Raw genomic sequence first — 17,527 nt, forward strand, 5'->3', positions numbered from 1 at the left:
AAAGTACAGGCTACGCGCGGCGGCGACCCGCCAAAACTACGGCCAGCCGCCGAAAAGGCTACAGTTGAGCCGCCGCCACCTCGGCCCGGTGTGGCCCGATCAGCCGCACGCGGGCGGGCTAAGCCGATGAGTACGCTGCCGTTGCGCCGCCCCGCGCCGGGAGCCCGCCGGCCGGGGCGGGGCGGAATTTTTCCGGGAAAATGCCGGTTGGCCCGGTGGATTTCTTGCGGCCGCAAAATACCTTTGCGCGCCCTTTCACCAAACCCCGTTTTGCCTAGCGAAACAACAGCTTCTGAGCCGCCATGACTACGCAACAGCAACTGGCCCTGGACCAAATCACGGACCTGCTCGATCAGCGGGAATTCCTGCGTTTGAAGAAGCTGCTGCGAAGTCTGGACACGCCGGAGGTGGTGGAAATCATTCAGGAGCAGGAAGAGAAGGAGCAGCTGATTCTGTTCCGGCTGCTGCCCCTGAAGCGGGCCATCGAGGTATTTGAGTACCTGGAGCGCGAGGTGCAGCGCCACTTCCTGGAAAACCTCTCGCAGGAGAAAATTGCCGACATCCTCAACGAGATGTCGCCCGACGACCGCACGGCCCTGCTGGAGTTTCTGCCCGACGATTTGGTGCGGGAGCTGATTCAGACCCTCTCGGAGCAGGAGCGCCGCGTGACCCTGGAGCTGCTGGGCTACCCCGAGTACTCGGTGGGCCGCCTGATGACGCCCGACTACATTGCCATCCGGGAAGGCTGGACGGTGCAGCAGGTGCTGGACTACCTGCGCGAGCACGGCGGGCAGTCGGAAACCCTCTCGGTGCTGTACGTGACCGATGAGCGCGGCGTGCTGCTCGACGACATCCGCATCCGGCAGATTCTGCTGGCCCAGCCCACCCAGCCGATCAGCGAGATGATGGACCGCCGCTTCGTGCGCCTCAAGGCCCGGCAGGACCAGGAAGAGGCCATTGAGGTGTTCCGCAAAAACGACCGCACGGCCCTGCCGGTGGTCAACGAAGACGGGGTGCTGTTCGGCATCGTGACCATCGACGACATCCTGGCCATTCGGGAAGAGGAAGACACGGAGGACATCCAGAAGCTAGGCGGCTCGGAGGCCCTCGACGAGCCCTACCTGCTCACCTCGGTGGGCCAGATGGTGAAGAAGCGCGCCGGCTGGCTGGTGCTGCTGCTCATCGGCGAGATGCTCACGGCCTCGGCCATGGGCCACTTCGAGGAGGAAATCCAGAAGGCCGTGGTGCTGGCCAGCTTTATTCCGCTCATCATCAGCTCGGGCGGCAACTCCGGCTCCCAGGCCGTGACGCTGGTTATCCGCGCCCTCTCGCTGGGCGAAATCTCGCTTTCCGACTGGTGGCTGATCATGCGCCGCGAGGTGTTGTCGGGGCTGGCGCTGGGGGCTATTCTGGGCGTGGTGGGCTTTGCGCGCATCGCCGTCTGGGCCAACATCTTCAACGAGTACGGCCCCTACTGGCAGCTGGTAGGCGCCACCGTGGCGCTGTCGCTGATGGGCATCGTGCTCTGGGGCACGCTGGCCGGCTCCATGCTGCCGCTGCTGCTCAAGCGCCTGGGCCTCGACCCGGCCACGTCCTCGGCCCCCTTCGTGGCCACCCTGGTTGACGTGACGGGCCTGATCATGTACTTCACCCTGGCCTCCTGGCTGCTGAGCGGTACGCTGCTGTAGTCATTTATCATTGATCAATTAACATTGATCAGCCTGTCGAGCCTGTCTGGGCTTGACGAGCAGGGAATGGCCGAATATGCCCTGGAACGTCATGCCGAGCGCAGCCGAGGCATCTCGCCGGATAGTGAACCCAACCTCAGTTCGTCATGCTGAGCTTGTCGAAGCATCTCTACTGCTTCATTGGGGTCAGCCGGCCCACGTTTCCAAATCAATGGCCTGCCACGTCGGATTAAAAGCCGCAATCAGCGCGTCTTTCTTCCGGCGGGTCCAGCCTTTCAGCTGCTTTTCCCGCGCTATTGCTTGCACGGCATCGGGGCAAATTTCGAAGTACACCAGCAAGTCAGCCTGATACCGCCCGGTGAATTTGCCGGCGTCGCCCCGCCCGCTGCTGTGCTCGTACAGGCGGCGCCGAAGGTCATTCGTCACGCCGATGTAGAGCACGGTTTGGGTGGGGTTGGTCAAGATGTAGACGTACATGCTGGTGCGGTTTCAGAACGTCATGCTGAGCGAAGCCGAAGCATCTCTGCCGCGCAACTATTCCGTCTTAAGCTCTTCAATTGTCGTCGTTTTGTTGCATTGGTAACACCACCAATAAACCCGCCGCTGATCGGTAAGCCTAGACTCCTGGCCTGTTTTGCAATGCTGACAAGGTCTTGAAGCGCTTTCGTCGTATTCGAATGCAGTATACTGGCAGTCCCAGCACCCCCACAAAGTCACATCATTACCTGCGTCATCTCCTGAAATACTCCAGGTAAAGCCACGCTCTCCACAGTTGGGACAAGGTTGAAGTGCCATGATTTACAGACAAAGGGTTACCTAAGCCTTTACTCTAACGAAGCGGTAGAGATGCTTCGACAAGCTCAGCATGACGTTCAAAGCCTCTTTTTAGTAAAATCCAAACACGCACTAATCATGACTTTCATGCTCGCTATTCTACTGCTTAATGAAACCTCCCCAATACAGGCACTGATATATTTAATCTACACAATAATCGCAACCACTTTGATTATCTGGTTTATAAGTACAATAGGCAAATCTAACTCCCGTGCTACTGCAATAGTCTTGGCAAACGTGCTGGCATTAATTGCGTGTGCAAGTTGGTTTTATCGCCTCATCGGCGGTGGTTTCTGTTTTATACTAATGATACCCTTCGCTGTATTCCTGTTCCGTTTATGGAGCTCTTACAATAATTCACCTCGCCCTTAGAAGGCGTTGGGGAATTGCCCAGCGGGCAAACAGAAACGAGCCAGTAAGCTGGGCGGGAGTTCCTAGGCTTCCGTTCCCTTATGATTGAGTACTATCAATCCCTTACTGACTAGCAGTGGCAAGGTATGATTCCGCTGCTGCCGCTGTAACGCCGCAGACCTGACGGTATTCCGCAAGCACCCCACTACATCCCCCCGCCGTCCGATAGCATCCACTCCCCTCTCTTTTTGAGAGGGCTGGGGGTGATGTCTGCTGTAAAGCCTCGCCCCGCCTCTGATTGCAAGAGTGGGTAGTGGGGGCACGACTTTGGAGTNCGGCTACACCTTCGCTCAGCATGACGGGCTGGGGCCTCGGCAGCACGGGCTGAATGCTACGGTTACTTATGGGCGGCTTAAACGTAGTGGTGCCACGACTTTGGAGTCGTGGCACCACTCGCCGGGTCGGGCCGAGTGCGTAGTAAGATTTAGAGGGCACTAAAAAGTTACTACAAGCCAGCGCGGCTCGACCGTGTAGTAAAAATCTGCCCCCCTCGAAATCTTACTACAAGGTTTCGCGGCTGGAACGTGTAGTAAGAATTTGACCACCTCTAAATCTTACTACAAGGCATCAACTGCGTGTATCTTGGAAGCAGCAACGCCGACGATAGGCGGCGGGCTTTTTTCCAGGTAACGACATGAAACACCCAACGAAAGCGCCCGACGCGGCTGCTCGGGGATTGGCACCGGCCATCCGGGCATATTGGGGCCTGAGCCAAGCGGAACTGGGGCGCCTCCTGGGCCTGTGTCAGCAGCACGTAGCCCAGGCCGAAACCGACGCCCGCCCCCTGCCGCCCGACGCCTACTACCGCCTGCGGACGCTGGCGCGGCTGCTGCCGGCGCCCGGCGCGCCCGAGCCCGCGCCGCCGGCCCTCGACCCCGCGCCCCTGCTGGCGCGCCGCGCCGCCTGCCTCGACCAGGCGCGGCGCCTGCGTTACCGCCTCGGCCACGAGCTGCCGGGGCGGGCGGCCCCGGCCACGCGCCTGCTGGCCCAGGCCGCCGAGCTGCCCGCCGCGCTGGCGGCCACCGAGGCCGACGCGCCCCTGCCCGAGCGCCGCCGCGCCGACCAGCAGATTGAGCTGCGGCTGCTGCACAACGCGGCCCTCACCGAGCTGGAAACCCGCAGCGGCCCTGGCCCGGTGGCGCTGCTGCGCGCCCGCCTGGCCGGGCTGGAGGCCGAGGCCGCCGCGCTGGGTCAGGTGCTGGGCGAGGCCCTGGGAGAAGTGCCGAACGAGGTGCTGCCCCTGCCAGAGCCTGAGGCCTTTGCATAATACCCGCCGATAACTATATTCAGGCGTTCTGTTTTACGTGACCGTATCCGCTACCTCGTCGATTACCCCCCTGGAGCTTTAGCCAGGGTCGTGCAGGGGAGCCACCCGTTCAGCAATCTGCCTTCAGCCGGGGTACCCGGCGGGGCCAGCGCGACACCGGCCGCCGGATGGAACACGCAACCGTGGTTTCACCCTCATTCCCCAACTCTCTCCATGTCCTACACCCTCAACCAACTCACCAAGGCCGACTCCGACCAGGTCATCACGGCCCTGGGTTTGCGCCGCACCGAGGCGGCCAACCGCATGTCCAACCTGGCCTTCCGCCTGGAAACCTTCGGCAACCCCGAAGCCCGCGCCGCCGAAGTAGCGCGCCTGACCAACCGCATCAACAACGCCCAGGCCGAGCTGGCCACCATGCCCGACGGCCGGCCCCGCCGCGACCTGGAAGACGAGCTCGGCACCAACACCCGCAAACGCAACCAGCTGCTCAACCAGTCGGAAAAGCAGGGCCCCGACGACCGCGTGCTGCTGGAGTTTGAGTTGGCCCTGGCCACCCAGACCCACGCCGAGCTCCTGGCCCTGATTCCGCAGGTGCAAACCCACCGCGACAGCCTGCCCGCCTAAGCCCGCCCGGCTCCCCCACCCCTGGCTTAAATGCAAAGCGCCCCACCTAATCAGGTGGGGCGCTTTTTCGTGTAGCGCGTAGCAGCACTCCGTAGCGCGACGTAGCGCGAACTTTGTAGTTCGCGTGCCCCGCGCCGTTGGGTCGTTCTGGCACGCGAACTACATAGTTCGCGCTACTGGCGCGCTATGGCGCGCTGCGGCCCGGCCAGTTACGCCGCATTGATAAATGGTAACTGATCAATGATCAATGTCGCGGCGGTTGGCTTTCTTCTCGCCGTGTTTCTTTTTGGTTTCGAGGCGCTTGCGCACGGCGCTTTTGCTGGGCTTGGTGGGCTTGCGGGCCTTGGGGCGGTGCAGGGCCTTGGCCAGCGCTTCGTGCAGCTTGCGCAGGGCAATGTCCTTGTTGCGCAGCTGGCTGCGGTCTTCCTGGGCCGTGACGACCAGCAGCCCCTCGGCGGTGAGCTGCGGGGCCAGCTTTTCCAGGATGCGCTGCTTCTGCTCATCGCTCAGCAGCAGGGAGTGGGCCACGTCGAAGCGCAGCTCTACCCGGGACTCCACCTTGTTCACGTTCTGCCCGCCCGGCCCGCTGCTGCGGCTGGTTTGCACCTGGAGTTCAGACCAAAAAGCGTCGGGGGGAGGCAGCATGGGGATTAGGGTAGTTGGGATGGAGATGCCGGGGCAAAGCAGGCATACGTACCCGCGCCGATTTGGCTCCGGGGCCGAAACTACCCAATTCATCATTGCGCCGATTTCCTACTTCCCAGGAAGCTGTTTAGGACGGGTCCTTCTAGTTGCTACTTCAACCGATCCACCTCCCCCCGCCGCTGCAACCTTGGCCGCGTCTCCGGTTCCTATCCTGCGGCCGAAAGCCTACTTTCGCCTTCCTTCTCTCCTACTCTTTTACAATGAACCACACCTTTACTTTTTTGCGGGGCAAGGCCCTGCTGCTCGGCCTGGGGCTGACGGCCGTGCTGGCCGGCTGCCAGTCGGGCGGCAAGGGCGGCGCGCAGCCGGATTTGCTGCGGGCCAACCTCGACACCACCGTGCACCCCGGCAACGACTTTTTCACCTACGCCAACGGCGGCTGGCTGAAAAAGCACCCCATCCCGGCCTCCGAAAGCTCCTGGAGCATCGGCAAGGAAGTGCAGAACGAGGTGTACGCCCGCCTGCGCGCCATCAACGAGGAAGCGGCCAAGGCCAATGCCGCCCAGGGCTCGAACCAGCAGAAAATCGGCGACTTCTGGGCCACGGGCATGGACTCGGCCCGCATCAACCAGCAGGGCATCACGCCCCTGAAGGCTGAACTGGACCGCATCGGGGCCATGCGCACGGCCCAGGACGTGCAGGACGCGGTGGCCCGCCTCAAGCCCCTGGGCGTGAACGCGCTGCTGGGACTCTACGTGGGCCAGGACGCCAAGAACAGCGAGAAGATGGCCCTGCAGTTCTACCAGGCCGGCCTGGGTTTGCCCAACCGCGACTACTACTTCAACCAGGACAAGCGCACGGCCGGCATCCGCCAGGAGTACGGCCGGCACGTAGCCCGCATGTTTGAGCTGATGGGCCAGGACGCGGCCACCGCCCAGCAAAACAGCGCCCGCGTGCTGAAGCTGGAAACGGCGCTGGCCAAGTCGAGCCGCAAGCTGGAAGACTTGCGCGACCCCTACGCCAACTACCACAAGATGAGCGTGGCCGAGTTGGGCCGCCTCACCCCGGGCATCGACTGGAAAAGCTGGCTAGGCAAGATGGAGCTGGCCAAGGCCGATACCGTCATCGTGGGCCAGCCCGAGTACTACCGCACCGCCGGGCAGCTGCTCAAAACGACCCCCATCGACGACTGGAAGGCCTACCTGCAGTGGCACCTGGTAAACACCTTCGCCACCGAGCTGAGCAAGCCCCTCGACGACGAGCACTTCCGCTTCTACGGCACGGTGCTGCAGGGCCAGAAAGAGCAGCGCGCCCGCTGGAAGCGCGTGCTCGACAACGAGGAAGACGCCATGGGCGAGATGCTGGGCCAGCTCTTCGTGCAGGAGTACTTCAAGCCCGCCACCAAGCAGCGCTACGAGAAGATGGTGCAGAACGTGGTAGCCTCGTTCCGCGAGCATATTCAGGCCCTCGACTGGATGAGCGACTCCACCAAGCAGAAGGCCCTGGCCAAGCTCAACAAAATCACGCCCAAGGTGGGCTACCCCGACAAGTGGAAAGACTACTCCTCGCTCACCATCGGCCGCGACTCCTACGCCCAGAACGTGATGCGCGCCAACCAGTGGCTGTACCGCTACAACATTGGCAAGCTGGGTAAGCCGGTGGACCGCACCGAGTGGGAGATGAGCCCGCAGACCTACAACGCCTACTACAACCCCTCCAACAACGAGATTGTGCTGCCGGCGGCCATCTTCGCCATTCCCGGCCTGCGCGACGAAGACGCCGACGACGCCATCGTGTACGGCTACGGCGGGGCCAGCACCATCGGCCACGAGCTCACCCACGGCTTCGACGACGAGGGCAGCCAGTTCGACGAGAAGGGCAACCTGCGCAACTGGTGGACCAAGCAGGACCGGGCTGCCTTCAAGCAGCGCGTAAACCAGATCGTGCGCCAGTTCGACGGCTACACCGTGCTCGACTCCATGCACATCAACGGCAAGGCCACGGCCGGCGAAAACATTGCCGACCTGGGCGGCATCGTCATTGCCTACGACGCCTTTAAAAAAACCGAGCAGTTCAAGAAGAACGAGAAAATCGGCGGCCTCACCCCCTCGCAGCGCTACTTCCTGGGCTACGCCCTGGGCTGGCAAAGCCACCAGCGCGACGAAGTACTGGCCCAGCGCATCCTCACCGACGTGCACTCCCCGGCCAAGTACCGCGTAAACGGCCCCATGGCCGACGTGCCGGCCTTCTACGAGGCCTTCGGCGTTCGGCCCAACCACGCCCTCTACCGCCCCGACTCCACCCGCGTAACCATCTGGTAAGTCTGGCGCCGCAATCAGTTGACTCAAGGCCCGACCGCACTCGTTGTGGTCGGGCCTTGTAATTGCTGGGCTGCTGGGCACGCCCGGAGGTGGGGCCGGCTACCGCAAAGGCGCTCTGATACCTGCCGGGCCATCCATCGATTCTAGGCAGCCCGCGAGGTCTGAAACTTCTGCAGGCTGCTCAGGGCGCTGGCCTGCACTTTCTTTTGCAGCCAGGGCGTCCAGCCCAGCAGCCAGCCCACCGGCCCCAGCGCCTGCCGCGACCAGCGCCAGAAGCTGAACTCGTCGTGGTGGGTGCGGATGAGCCCGTCCTGGAACGTGAAGTGCGCCCGGATGTGGTTGTGCACCGGCCGCCCGGTTTGGGCGAAGGTGTAGCGCGCGTCCCAGGTGGCGCGGCCCTGCTGCTCGTCGGCGTGGATGTCGTTGAAGGTCAGGCGCAGATCCTTGCCCCGCTCGCAGAGCATGCGCCACATCAGCCCGATCTGCCGGCCCTGCAGCTGAAAGGCGGCGTCCTCGAACGTGGCCTCGGGGTGGTAGCAGGCGGCCATGCCGGCGTGGTCGCGGCGCTGAAAGGCCTGGTAAAAGCGGTGCAGCAGTTCTTCGTTGGGCGTCATGGTGTGGGAGCGGGCAGGGCAGGAAGTGGGCCTAAAGCTGGCGAAAAAACCCGCCTTTCGACTTACCTTCCTTTCAGCCGCGGCCGCGAAGCTTTCTTTTTTGAACGGCGCCGCGCCCCGGGCAACGCTTGCCCCCGCCGCTGCATCTGAGCGATATGTCCCACTTCCACTTGCTTGCTGCCATGAACAAACTTTCCTACCTCGCCCTCGGTGCCGCGCTGCTGACCACGCTGCCCGCCTTCCACCCGGCCGCCGCCACCCCGGCTGCAGCCGTAGCTCCCGCCGAAGACCCGCGCCGCGAGGTGCGCCCGGTCGCCGATTTCTCGGAAGTGTCGCTGGCTTCGTCGGTGGAGGTGGAAGTGCGCCAGGGCAGCACGCAGCGGGTCGAGGTAATTGGCGCCGCTGCCGACCTGGCCCGCCTGGAAACCACCGTAACGAACGGCCGCCTGCGCATCGGCACCAAGGAGCAGAAGGGATTCAGCTGGAAGGATTTCAGCGGCAAGGTGAAGGTGCTGGTAACCGCGCCGCAGGTGAAGCTGCTGGCCGTGAGCGGCTCGGGCGTGTTGCGGGCGCCCGAGGCCCTGCGCACCAACGCCCTGCGGCTGAGCGTCAGCGGCTCGGGCCGGCTGCAGGCGCCGGTGCAGGCCCAGGGCGCCGTCGAGGCCAGCGTGTCGGGCTCGGGCTCCATCGACGTGAGCGGCAGCGCCCCCAGCCTGAGCGTGGCCATCAGCGGCTCGGGCCGGGTGCAGGCCGCCGAGCTGCGGGTAGAAGCCGCCACGGCCCGGCTCAGCGGCTCGGGCAGCTGCCGCCTGCAGGCCCGTCAGACCCTCGACGCCCACATCTCCGGCTCGGGCAGCGTGCAGTACACCGGCCAGCCCCGCATCACCAAGCACATCAGCGGCAGCGGCCGCGTGGTCGGCAGCTAAGCCCCAACCCACTCCCAAGCCAGCCGCCCCGCTCGTTCCGTTACCGGAGCGGGCGGGGCGGCTGGTTACTGCAGGGCGACGGTGGTTATTCAATCACGAGGCGCTGGGTGCTGCGGCCGGCGGGCGAGGTCAGCCGCAGCAGGTACACGCCCTTGCTCAGGCCCGGCACTTCCACCACCTGCTCGCGGGCATTCACCGGCACCACGGCTTCGTGCACGCGGCGGCCGCGCAGGTCGAGCAGCTCCAGCCCGGTGCCCGCCTCGGCCGGCTCGGCCAGCCGCAGCACAAAGCGGCCCTGGCTGGGGTTGGGGTGCACCGTGGCGGCGGGGCCGCGGCCCGGCGTGCGGGGCATCAGCACCGCTACCGGCGCGCTGGTCGTGGTAGTGCCGTCGAAGTCGACCTGGCGCAGGCGGTAGTAGGCTATTCCGGGTAGGGGCTGGGCGTCGAGGTGCTGGTAGCGGCGCGGCTCAGCGGCGTCGCCGGCGCCAGGCAGGCGCGCCAGGGCCAGGTAGCTGCGCCCGTCGGCCGAGCGCTCCACCTCGAAGTAGCGGTTGTTGCGCTCCTGGGCCGTTTCCCAGCTCACGTCCACCGCTGCCCCCTTGGGCCGGGCCTCGAAGCGCGTGAGCGACACCGGCAGCGGGCGGGCGGGCTGCTGCACGGTGCAGAACGAGGTAGTGGCTACCAGCTGCCGGGCGATGCCCGCGCTGCGGTTGCTCCACTCCAGCTGCAGCACGTTGCCGCCCACGTACTCGCCGTAGTGAATCAGGATGTTGTGCAGGCCGGCCGTGAGCACCACGCTGTCGGCAATGGTGATGGGCGGGTGCCCGTTGCCGTTGCGGATCAGCGCCGCGTTGGTTTCGGGCACCGAGGCCAGCGCGGCGTTGTCAACCCACAGGTAGGAGGCGTCGTCCGAGGTCAGGTAGAAGGTGTAGCGCCCGGGGGTGGCCACGTAGATGCTGCCGCGGAACCGGGCGCTGAACCGGTCGGGGTTGCTCTCGTCGCCCTGCGCGGGCGGCACAATGGCGCCCCAGTCGGCCGCGGTCAGGAAGTTGATGCGGCTTTCCACCCGCCGGATCAGGGGTGTGTTGTTCTTGAAGTAGGCCTGCCGGTCGGCCTCATCGTCGAAGTAGCCCGCGTAGTACTCCCCGTACAGCCCCGAGGTAGCCGGCTGGCCCTCGGGGTTGGCGCCGGCGCAGCTGGGCGGCGGCGGCGGCGTCACCACGAAGGTGAAGGCCGCCCGAAACAGGCCGGCACCCTCGGGGTTGGTCACCAGCAGGTCGATGGGGTAGCTGCCCTGGGCGAGGGTGGCATCGGCGGTCAGCACCCCGGTGCTGGCGTTCAAACTCAGCCCGGCGGGCAGCCCGGCCGGGTCGGCCGGCACGAAGGCCACAATGGGCGGGTGGCCGTTGTCATTCACGGTGGGCACCGGCGACGAGGACGTGCTGCCCTGCACCATCGAGCGCGAGGCCGGGGCGTAGCTCAGGGCCAGGGGCGGGAAGCGCAGGGGCTGCACCACCGAGCACAGCGCCTGCTGCGGCACAACCTGGCGGGCAATACCGGCGGCGGCGCTGCTCCACTCCAGCGTCAGCACGTTGCCGCCGCCGCTTTCGCCGTAGTGAATCAGCACGTTGTGCAGACCCGGGGTCAGGTACACCGTAGCCTGTTCGGTTTCGGGGCCGTGGAAGCCGCCGTTGCGAATGAGGGCCGCGCTGAGCTGGGCCGGCGCGGCCCGTGCTGCGTTGTCGAGCCACATAAACGAGCCGTCGTCCGAGGTCAGGTAGAAGGTGTAGAACCCGGCCACTGGCGCCAGAATGCTGCCCCGCAGCTGGGCGCTGAACTCATCGGGGTTGGTGGGCGTGCCGGTAGCCGGGGGCGTGATGTTGCCCCAGCTGTTGTTGGCCGTGAAGTTGACGGTGCTCTGCACCCGTTGCAGGGCGGGGGTATTGGCGGTGAAGTAGGCGGGGTCATCGGCAAAGTAGCCGGCAAAGACTTCGAGGTAAAGGCCCGCGCGGGCGCCGTTGCCACCGGGGTCGGTGCCGGCGCAGCCCGAGGGCGGGGGCGGCAGAATATCGAAGCTGAACGCGTTGGCGAAGGTGCTGCTGCCATCGGCGTTGGTTACCGTCACGCTCACCGGGTACACGCCGGTGGGCACCGAAGCATTGGCCGTGAGTACCCCGGTAGCGGCATTGATGCTGATGCCCGGCGGCAGCAGGGCGGCGTTGGCAATAGCGAAGCCCGTCACGGGCAGTCCTCCGTCGTTGACCAGCGGCACCGCCGAGCTGACGGCCGTGCCGCTGGGTGTTTCGGCGGTGGCCGGCACATAGCTGATGGACTGGGGCAGCTGCTTGGTGAGCAGCACCCGCGTGCACAGCACCGAGCTGGGCACGGGGGCCCGCACGATGCCGGCATCGGCACTGGCCCACTCCCACACCACGGTGTTGCCGTAGAGGTTTTCGCCGAAGTGAATGAGCACGTTGTGCAGGCCGGCCGTGAGCGTGCGCGTTACCTGCCGGGTGATGGCGCCGTGGGCCCCGCCGTTGTCGATGGCCGCGCGGCTGCTTTGGGCGGGCAAATCCAGGGCGTCGTCGTCGAGCCAGAGGTAGGAAGCGTCGTCGGAGGTGAGGTAGAAGGTGTAGGCGCCGGTTACCGGAATCAGGATGCTGCCGCGCCACCGGGCGCTGTACTCGTCGGGGTTGCTGAGGTTGTTGCTGGCCGGCGGCACGATGTTGCCCCAGCCGTCGTCGGTGGCGAAGTTGACCTGCGCGTCGACGCGGGCCAGGGGCGCAGGACCGGCGGTGAAGAAGCTGTGGTCGTCGTTGAAGTAGCCCGAGTAGTATTCGGCGTACAAACCGTTGGTGGCCGGGTTGCCCCCGGGGTCGGTGCCGGTGCAGCCCGCAGGCTGGGCAATGGTGGGGTTGCTGGCGGCCCAACCAAGCAGCAGCAACACCCAGCCAAGCGGCCGGAACGCTGAGCAGAACTTCTTCATATCCATGCTGCTTAAAAAGTGGAAAAGCGGTGTGGCAGGCACTAATAAATATACGCTTCCAAGATAATTTTGCAAGATATTTATATACTTATTTCTACAAAAGTGATTTTTAGCGTAGAAATGTCCTGTTCTCCTACCCAGCTTAGTCGCACTTACCGCCCGGCCCACAGTCAATAAAAACGCGGCTGCGGGGCCTCAGCAGCCATTTTGATCGGCCAGAAATACTTACTTGCAGGCTCGGAGCCGCCGGTGGCTTCGCGCCCGTTCCCTTCGCCCTCGATGGCGCACGACTCTGCCCGCCTGCCCACCTGCCCCAACTGCGGCTACGACTTCCGCGCCAACCCGGGTCCCGACGCCTACTGCCCCAGCTGCGGGCAGCAGAATCACCCGCTCGATTTGTCGGTGGCGCACTTCGTGGAGGAAACCCTGGAGGGGCTGTTTCACTTCGACGGCAAGTTTTTCCGCACGCTGCGGCTGCTGTTTTTGCCCGGCCGCCTCACGCGCCACTTCAACGAGGGCCGCCGCATGCCCTTCGTGCCGCCCATCCGGCTGTACGTGTTCACCAGCTTCGTGCTGTTTCTGCTGCTCTCGCTGAGCGCGGGCCACGACCGGCGCCGCTTCGCCGAAGCCATCGTCAGCGACGGCACGGCCGCGGGCGCGGTAGCCGACTCCATTCGTCTCAACACCGGGGCCGAAGCCCAGGTGGCCGATTCGCTAGCCCGCCGTTTGGCGCAACGCCGCCGGGTGGAGTTGAACTCGGCCGTGGACGGTTTTACCTGGAGCGAAGCCGACGTAGCCAGCTACGAACAGGACCCGACTGACGCCCGCATCGACTCGCTGCTGCGCAGCAAGGGCACCACGCCCTCCAGCACCACGCGGTTCATGTTTCGCCAGTACGCCCGCTTCCAGGCCGCCACCGTCGACGAAGTGCGCCAGCGCTTTCTCAAGAGCCTGTCGGTGACGCTGTTTTTCCTGATGCCGGTGTTTGCGCTGCTGCTCAAGCTGCTGTACGTGCGGCAGCGGCGCTACTACCTGAGCCACCTCATCTTCTCGCTGCACCTGCACAGCTTTTTCCTGATCCTGTTCATGCTGAACATGATCTGGACCTGGCTGCTGCACAACGACTGGTTTGTGCAGGTGCTGATCTGGGGGCCACCCATCTACCTGCTGCTGGCCTTGCGCCACGTGTACGGGCAGAGCTGGCGCAAATCGGCCGCCAAGTCGCTGCTGCTGATCGTGAGCTACGCCCTGGTGCTGTTCGTGGGCCTGATCAGCATGGTGCTGCTGGGTGCGGCGCTGCTTTAGCGGCTAGAAGATGCGGTCGAGCAGGCGGGGCTGGCTTTCGGGCTGGGCCGACTTGCGGCTTTTCTTGCGGGCTTTGTCCTTGCCACCAAACAGGCCGTCGAAGACCGACTCCTTTTTCTTTTCCTTGATGAGCACGTAGCGCACCGAGAAGGCCGTGGGAAAGCGGAACCAGTCGTCGCCGTTCAGCTCGTAGGTCGGCTTGAAGTCGAAGCTGAGCACGATGGGAATGAAGGCCACCTTGTACTCGGCGCCCACCAGCGCGTCGAAGCCACCCACGGTGCCGTAGTCCTTGTGGCGGCCGAGATGCCCGCCGGCGCCAAAGTAGTAGTTGAGGCTGGGCCCCAGAATAGGAAAGTGCCGCTCGGCCAGCACGGTGCCCGTCACTTCCCGCTCCCGCAGCAGCCCCAGGCCCTCAATGGTGACCTTTTCCCCCACCTTCTGCTGAATGGTGAGCCCGTAGTTGTTGCTGCCCAGGCGGGTGCCGATGGCCGTGCGGTATTTCTGGGCGGCGGCGGGTTGGGCCAGCAGCAATGTAGCGGCGGCCAGCGTCAGCCGAAGGAAAGAAGCTCTATTCATAGGTAGCGACAAAGGTAGCGCCGCCGCGAGCCGGCCGGGCAGCTTGGGCGGAGCAAGGATTACGGCGGCGCGGTGCCAAATATTATTCCACTTTCAGCAGGGGCACCGTGCCGCCGCGGCCGGCGGCTTCCCAGCGCAGGGCGTACCAGCCGGCTTTCAGGCCCGCGGGCAGCGAAAATGTCAGCAAACTGAGCCCGGTTTGCTGCACGGCCAGCCGCTGCCCCCCGTGGTAGCGGCCCAGCGCGTCATACACCCGCACGATCAGGTCGCCGGTCGCCGGGGCCTGGTATTCCAGCTGCACCTCGCGGCCCGCCACGGGGTTGGGGTACACGGCGAAGTCCACGGCCGCAGCGCCGGCCCGCACCGCCACCGGCGCGGCCGGCAGCCGGGTGCCGTCGGTTAGCTCCACCAGCAGGCGGTAGTAGCTCAGGCCCGGCAGCGGCTGCGCGTCGTTGCTGCCGTAGCCGGCCTGCCCGCCGGGGGCCGCGGCCCGCACCGAGGCCAGCGTCTGCCAGCTGCGGGCGTCGGCACTGCGCTCGACCACGAAGGCCTGCACGTTGCACTCGTCGCGGGTTTCCCAGCTCAGGGCTACTCCCCCGGCATCCACCCGGGCCAGTAGCTGACCGTTGAGCGGGGCGGGCAGCATGGGCCCGGGGCCGCAGGCATCGGGCACTAGGCTGCGGGTGAGCAGCACGGTGCGGCCGCCGGCCACGTCGCTGGCCGGGTCGAGCTGGCGCTGGGTCTGGCCGCGGCCAATGGCGTAGTGCAGCACTGCCCCGGGCCGGATGACGTGGCTGAGCTGCTGGGCGTGGCCCAACTCGTGCACCGTCACCGACTCGAAGTCGTACTGCTGGGCGGCGGCCGGTGCGGGGCCAAACTGCCAGTCCACGTCGGGGGCAAACTGCATGTCGATTTCGCGGACGCGGAAAACCACCTCCCCGGCCGGGTTGAAGCAGCCCAGGTAGTTGGTGGTAGCCCGCCCCAGCACGTTGGCGGGCAGCTCGCCGCTCTGGCTGAATTCCACCGAGTTCACGTCGTCGACGCCGGTGCCGCGGCCGGGACGCACCGGGCCCACTTCCCAGTTGATGCCCGTGTGGCAGCGCCACTGCGCCAAGGCGCGCTCGAAGGCCTGCCGGGCGCCGGTGTTCTGGGCAAAGTCAGGGGAATAGCGGAAGGAATAGCCGCCCCGGCCGTTTTGGTTGAAGTGGTCGGTGGGCACCACCTGCAGGGTACCGGTTTCGCGAATGTTGGTTTGGGCCGACAGGATGGTTACCGGCACCGCGCTGGTGGCCACTTCCTGCGCCGCCGTCAGCACCCGCACCGGGCCCGAGCCGGCCGGCGGGTTAATGACTACCTCCTGCCCGTTGCGTAGGGCCGTGGTGACCGTAAATGAAGGTACCCGCACCCGAATCTGGGTATCGGACCAGGCCAGGATGTCGGCGCGCAGCGCAGGGGTGTAGGAGTTGCCGCCGTCGTCGGCATTGCGGAAGGCCACCTGCCCGGGCGCGGCCCCGAAGCCAAGACCGCTGATGGTGAGCACCTCGCCGGTGCCGGCGCGCAGCGTAAGCGGGCTCAGGCTGGTAATCAACGCGGCGTTGACGTCGCGGCCGGCTTCGGCGTGGCGGGCCTGGGCGGCCAGCAGCGCGGGATTGGGCGCCAGCACCCGCGCCGGCTGGCTCAGACCGGGCAGCAGCTGCCGGTATAGCTCGGCGTCAATCTGCGGATAGCGGCGGAAGGGCTCGGCGGCGCTCAGCTCCACCAAATCGTAGCGCACGAAGCCCTGCTGGCTGGCGTATACCTCCCAGGCGCCGGCGGCCGTTCCGCTCAGTCGGCTCGGGGTCAGAAACAGCAGGCCCTGCTCGCCGCGGCGCAGCGCGAGCGTGTTGGTGAGCACCTGCAGCTCGTTGCCCACCTGCCCGCCTTCGGTCAGCACCGTCAGCTCGCGGGCGCCGGCCGGCAGGGTGCCCTTCAGCAGCCGGAACACGCGCACGGTGTGGGCCGTGTAGATGCGCCGCCGCGGCGCGTCCCAGAAGCTGCGCTGTTCCAGCACCTCGCCTTCGACTACCAGCGTCGCCCGTTGGGCGCGCGCGGCCGGGTCGAGTGGGCGCAGCAGGCAGCGGGTGGCCTCGGCGGCCGGGGCTTGGGCCGCGGCTACGGCCGAAGTCAGCAGGCCGGCAAAAAGCAGGCGCAGGGCCCGGAAAGTAACGCAAGACAGCATGGAAGCAGGGCTGAAACCGCCCCAACATACGCAGCCCAGGGCCAGTCGGTGCGCCCGGCCGCCGGATACTTGCGCGGCCGGCGACGGTTAGAACAGTTTGCCCTGTACGGGCTGCACCACCAGCTTGGGCAGAAACAGCTCGCGGCCGGTGAGCTTGCCCAGGCGCAGCAGGAAATGCTGGGCCCAGAGCGGGGCATCGTTCACGTCGCGCTGGTGGATGAAGAAGTAGACCGCCTGCAAACCCTGGCTCAGCCACTCGGCCAGGCGCTCGGCCCAGGCGTCGGCGCGCAGGTAGTCGGTGCGGTGCAGGGCGTGGCCGTTGAAGCGCACGAAGGCCGTGGGCGTGGTCAGGCGCTGGTGCAGCACGTCGCGGCGGCCGGCCACGTCGCTGATAACCCAGGTTTTGCCCAGGGCTTCGAGCAGCGCGCCGGTCTCGGCCAGCAGGCCGCGGTCGTGGTACCAGGCGGGGTGGCGCAGCTCCACGGCCAGGGGCAGGTGGGCGGGCCAGTCGAGCAGGTAGCGCTCCAGCCGCGACAGCTGCTGCGGGGCGAAGGTGGGCGGCAGCTGCAGAAAGGCCGTGCCCAGCCGCGGCCCGAGGGCTTCGAGGGCGCGGCAGAAGCTGTTGGTCAAATCTTCGGCGCGGAACAGCTCCCGGTCGTGGCTGATGGCCTGGGGCAGCTTGGGGCAGAAGCGAAAGTGCTCGGGCGTGGCGGCCAGCCAGCGGCGCACGGTTTCGGCATCGGGCACGCGGTAGTGGGTCACGTTTACTTCCAGGCTGTTGAACTGCCGGGCGTACCAGGCCAGCTGCTCGGTTTCGCGCAAACCCAGCGGGTACCAGGTGCCCAGCCAGGCGCGGTTGGTCCAGGTAGGACAGCCCACCCAGATGCCGGCCGGCGCAGCCGGGGGCGCCGCGCGCTGCAACAGGGCGGGGGTGTCGGGGTGGTCGGGCGGCAGGGCGAAGTCAACTCCGCGCAGCTCGGGAAGGCGGCCAAAATCCATGCCTCAAACCTACGCAAATCTGCCGCGCCGGCTTTACGCATTATTCCCGACTTGCGCAACCAGCTCTCCGGGAAAAGCTGGTTCTGGAACGGAATTTTTTTTCGACGGCGGAT

Annotated in this window: 13 protein-coding genes; 6 read left to right on the plus strand and 7 right to left on the minus strand. The window is 65.7% G+C overall.

What is annotated here, in order from left to right:
- The first annotated feature begins 302 nt into the window (after positions 1 to 302).
- Positions 303 to 1,688, plus strand: coding sequence for a magnesium transporter (mgtE, locus tag ACE191_RS12465; protein ID WP_400192558.1), 1,386 nt, complete (start codon positions 303 to 305; stop codon positions 1,686 to 1,688).
- Positions 1,689 to 1,874: 186 nt separating this feature from the next.
- On the opposite strand, the gene ACE191_RS12470 is transcribed toward mgtE, so the two are convergent.
- Complete coding sequence (locus ACE191_RS12470; RefSeq protein ID WP_400192559.1) at positions 1,875 to 2,165, minus strand: GIY-YIG nuclease family protein; 291 nt, start codon at positions 2,163 to 2,165, stop codon at positions 1,875 to 1,877.
- 1,402 nt (positions 2,166 to 3,567) lie between these two features.
- On the opposite strand from ACE191_RS12470, the gene ACE191_RS12475 reads away from it, so the two are divergent.
- Together ACE191_RS12475 and ACE191_RS12480 are read left to right on the plus strand one after the other, a co-directional pair.
- Positions 3,568 to 4,200, plus strand: a complete 633-nt coding sequence (locus tag ACE191_RS12475; RefSeq protein WP_400192560.1) for a hypothetical protein — start codon at positions 3,568 to 3,570, stop codon at positions 4,198 to 4,200.
- A gap of 213 nt (positions 4,201 to 4,413) precedes the next feature.
- On the plus strand, positions 4,414 to 4,824 hold the full coding sequence (locus ACE191_RS12480) for a hypothetical protein (protein WP_400192561.1): 411 nt from the start codon (positions 4,414 to 4,416) through the stop codon (positions 4,822 to 4,824).
- A gap of 237 nt (positions 4,825 to 5,061) precedes the next feature.
- Here ACE191_RS12480 and arfB read toward each other — a convergent pair whose 3' ends face one another.
- Positions 5,062 to 5,469, minus strand: coding sequence for an alternative ribosome rescue aminoacyl-tRNA hydrolase ArfB (gene arfB, locus ACE191_RS12485; protein WP_400192562.1), 408 nt, complete (start codon positions 5,467 to 5,469; stop codon positions 5,062 to 5,064).
- A gap of 260 nt (positions 5,470 to 5,729) precedes the next feature.
- On the opposite strand from arfB, the gene ACE191_RS12490 reads away from it, so the two are divergent.
- A complete protein-coding gene (locus ACE191_RS12490) occupies positions 5,730 to 7,790 on the plus strand; it encodes a M13 family metallopeptidase (protein ID WP_400192563.1) in 2,061 nt (686 codons plus the stop codon).
- Between the two features lie 143 nt (positions 7,791 to 7,933).
- Here ACE191_RS12490 and ACE191_RS12495 read toward each other — a convergent pair whose 3' ends face one another.
- Positions 7,934 to 8,404: a nuclear transport factor 2 family protein gene (locus tag ACE191_RS12495; protein ID WP_400192564.1), complete on the minus strand. Its 471-nt coding sequence runs from the start codon at positions 8,402 to 8,404 to the stop codon at positions 7,934 to 7,936.
- 182 nt (positions 8,405 to 8,586) lie between these two features.
- Here ACE191_RS12495 and ACE191_RS12500 point away from each other — a divergent pair, with 182 nt between their 5' ends.
- Positions 8,587 to 9,330, plus strand: coding sequence for a head GIN domain-containing protein (locus ACE191_RS12500; protein ID WP_400192565.1), 744 nt, complete (start codon positions 8,587 to 8,589; stop codon positions 9,328 to 9,330).
- A gap of 85 nt (positions 9,331 to 9,415) precedes the next feature.
- Here ACE191_RS12500 and ACE191_RS12505 read toward each other — a convergent pair whose 3' ends face one another.
- Positions 9,416 to 12,316 carry a PA14 domain-containing protein gene (locus tag ACE191_RS12505; protein WP_400192566.1) on the minus strand — a complete coding sequence of 967 codons (2,901 nt, stop codon included), beginning with the start codon at positions 12,314 to 12,316 and terminating at the stop codon, positions 9,416 to 9,418.
- A 279-nt stretch (positions 12,317 to 12,595) separates the two neighbouring features.
- Between ACE191_RS12505 and ACE191_RS12510 the strand changes: the two genes are divergently transcribed.
- Entirely contained in the window at positions 12,596 to 13,621 is a 1,026-nt protein-coding gene (locus ACE191_RS12510; RefSeq protein WP_400192567.1) for a DUF3667 domain-containing protein, read from the plus strand.
- Positions 13,622 to 13,624: 3 nt separating this feature from the next.
- On the opposite strand, the gene ACE191_RS12515 is transcribed toward ACE191_RS12510, so the two are convergent.
- The 3 genes from ACE191_RS12515 to ACE191_RS12525 form a co-directional block, all read right to left on the minus strand.
- Positions 13,625 to 14,197, minus strand: a complete 573-nt coding sequence (locus ACE191_RS12515) for a hypothetical protein (RefSeq protein ID WP_400192568.1) — start codon at positions 14,195 to 14,197, stop codon at positions 13,625 to 13,627.
- Between the two features lie 82 nt (positions 14,198 to 14,279).
- A complete protein-coding gene (locus ACE191_RS12520) occupies positions 14,280 to 16,415 on the minus strand; it encodes a matrixin family metalloprotease (protein ID WP_400192569.1) in 2,136 nt (711 codons plus the stop codon).
- Between the two features lie 87 nt (positions 16,416 to 16,502).
- Positions 16,503 to 17,414 carry a DUF72 domain-containing protein gene (locus tag ACE191_RS12525; protein ID WP_400192570.1) on the minus strand — a complete coding sequence of 304 codons (912 nt, stop codon included), beginning with the start codon at positions 17,412 to 17,414 and terminating at the stop codon, positions 16,503 to 16,505.
- Between the last annotated feature and the right edge of the window lie 113 nt (positions 17,415 to 17,527).

The organism is Hymenobacter sp. B81, from assembly GCF_044628455.1.
GTDB lineage: Bacteria > Bacteroidota > Bacteroidia > Cytophagales > Hymenobacteraceae > Solirubrum.

Coding starts and splice junctions, on each gene's coding strand:
- ACE191_RS12475 (WP_400192560.1), top strand. CDS start 3,568: ATGAAACACCCAACGAAAGCGCCCGACGCGGCTGCTCGGGGATTGGCA.
- ACE191_RS12510 (WP_400192567.1), top strand. CDS start 12,596: ATGGCGCACGACTCTGCCCGCCTGCCCACCTGCCCCAACTGCGGCTAC.
- ACE191_RS12490 (WP_400192563.1), top strand. CDS start 5,730: ATGAACCACACCTTTACTTTTTTGCGGGGCAAGGCCCTGCTGCTCGGC.
- ACE191_RS12525 (WP_400192570.1), bottom strand. CDS start 17,414: ATGGATTTTGGCCGCCTTCCCGAGCTGCGCGGAGTTGACTTCGCCCTG.
- ACE191_RS12495 (WP_400192564.1), bottom strand. CDS start 8,404: ATGACGCCCAACGAAGAACTGCTGCACCGCTTTTACCAGGCCTTTCAG.
- arfB (WP_400192562.1), bottom strand. CDS start 5,469: ATGCTGCCTCCCCCCGACGCTTTTTGGTCTGAACTCCAGGTGCAAACC.
- ACE191_RS12505 (WP_400192566.1), bottom strand. CDS start 12,316: ATGAAGAAGTTCTGCTCAGCGTTCCGGCCGCTTGGCTGGGTGTTGCTG.
- ACE191_RS12480 (WP_400192561.1), top strand. CDS start 4,414: ATGTCCTACACCCTCAACCAACTCACCAAGGCCGACTCCGACCAGGTC.
- ACE191_RS12515 (WP_400192568.1), bottom strand. CDS start 14,197: ATGAATAGAGCTTCTTTCCTTCGGCTGACGCTGGCCGCCGCTACATTG.
- ACE191_RS12470 (WP_400192559.1), bottom strand. CDS start 2,165: ATGTACGTCTACATCTTGACCAACCCCACCCAAACCGTGCTCTACATC.
- ACE191_RS12520 (WP_400192569.1), bottom strand. CDS start 16,415: ATGCTGTCTTGCGTTACTTTCCGGGCCCTGCGCCTGCTTTTTGCCGGC.
- ACE191_RS12500 (WP_400192565.1), top strand. CDS start 8,587: ATGAACAAACTTTCCTACCTCGCCCTCGGTGCCGCGCTGCTGACCACG.
- mgtE (WP_400192558.1), top strand. CDS start 303: ATGACTACGCAACAGCAACTGGCCCTGGACCAAATCACGGACCTGCTC.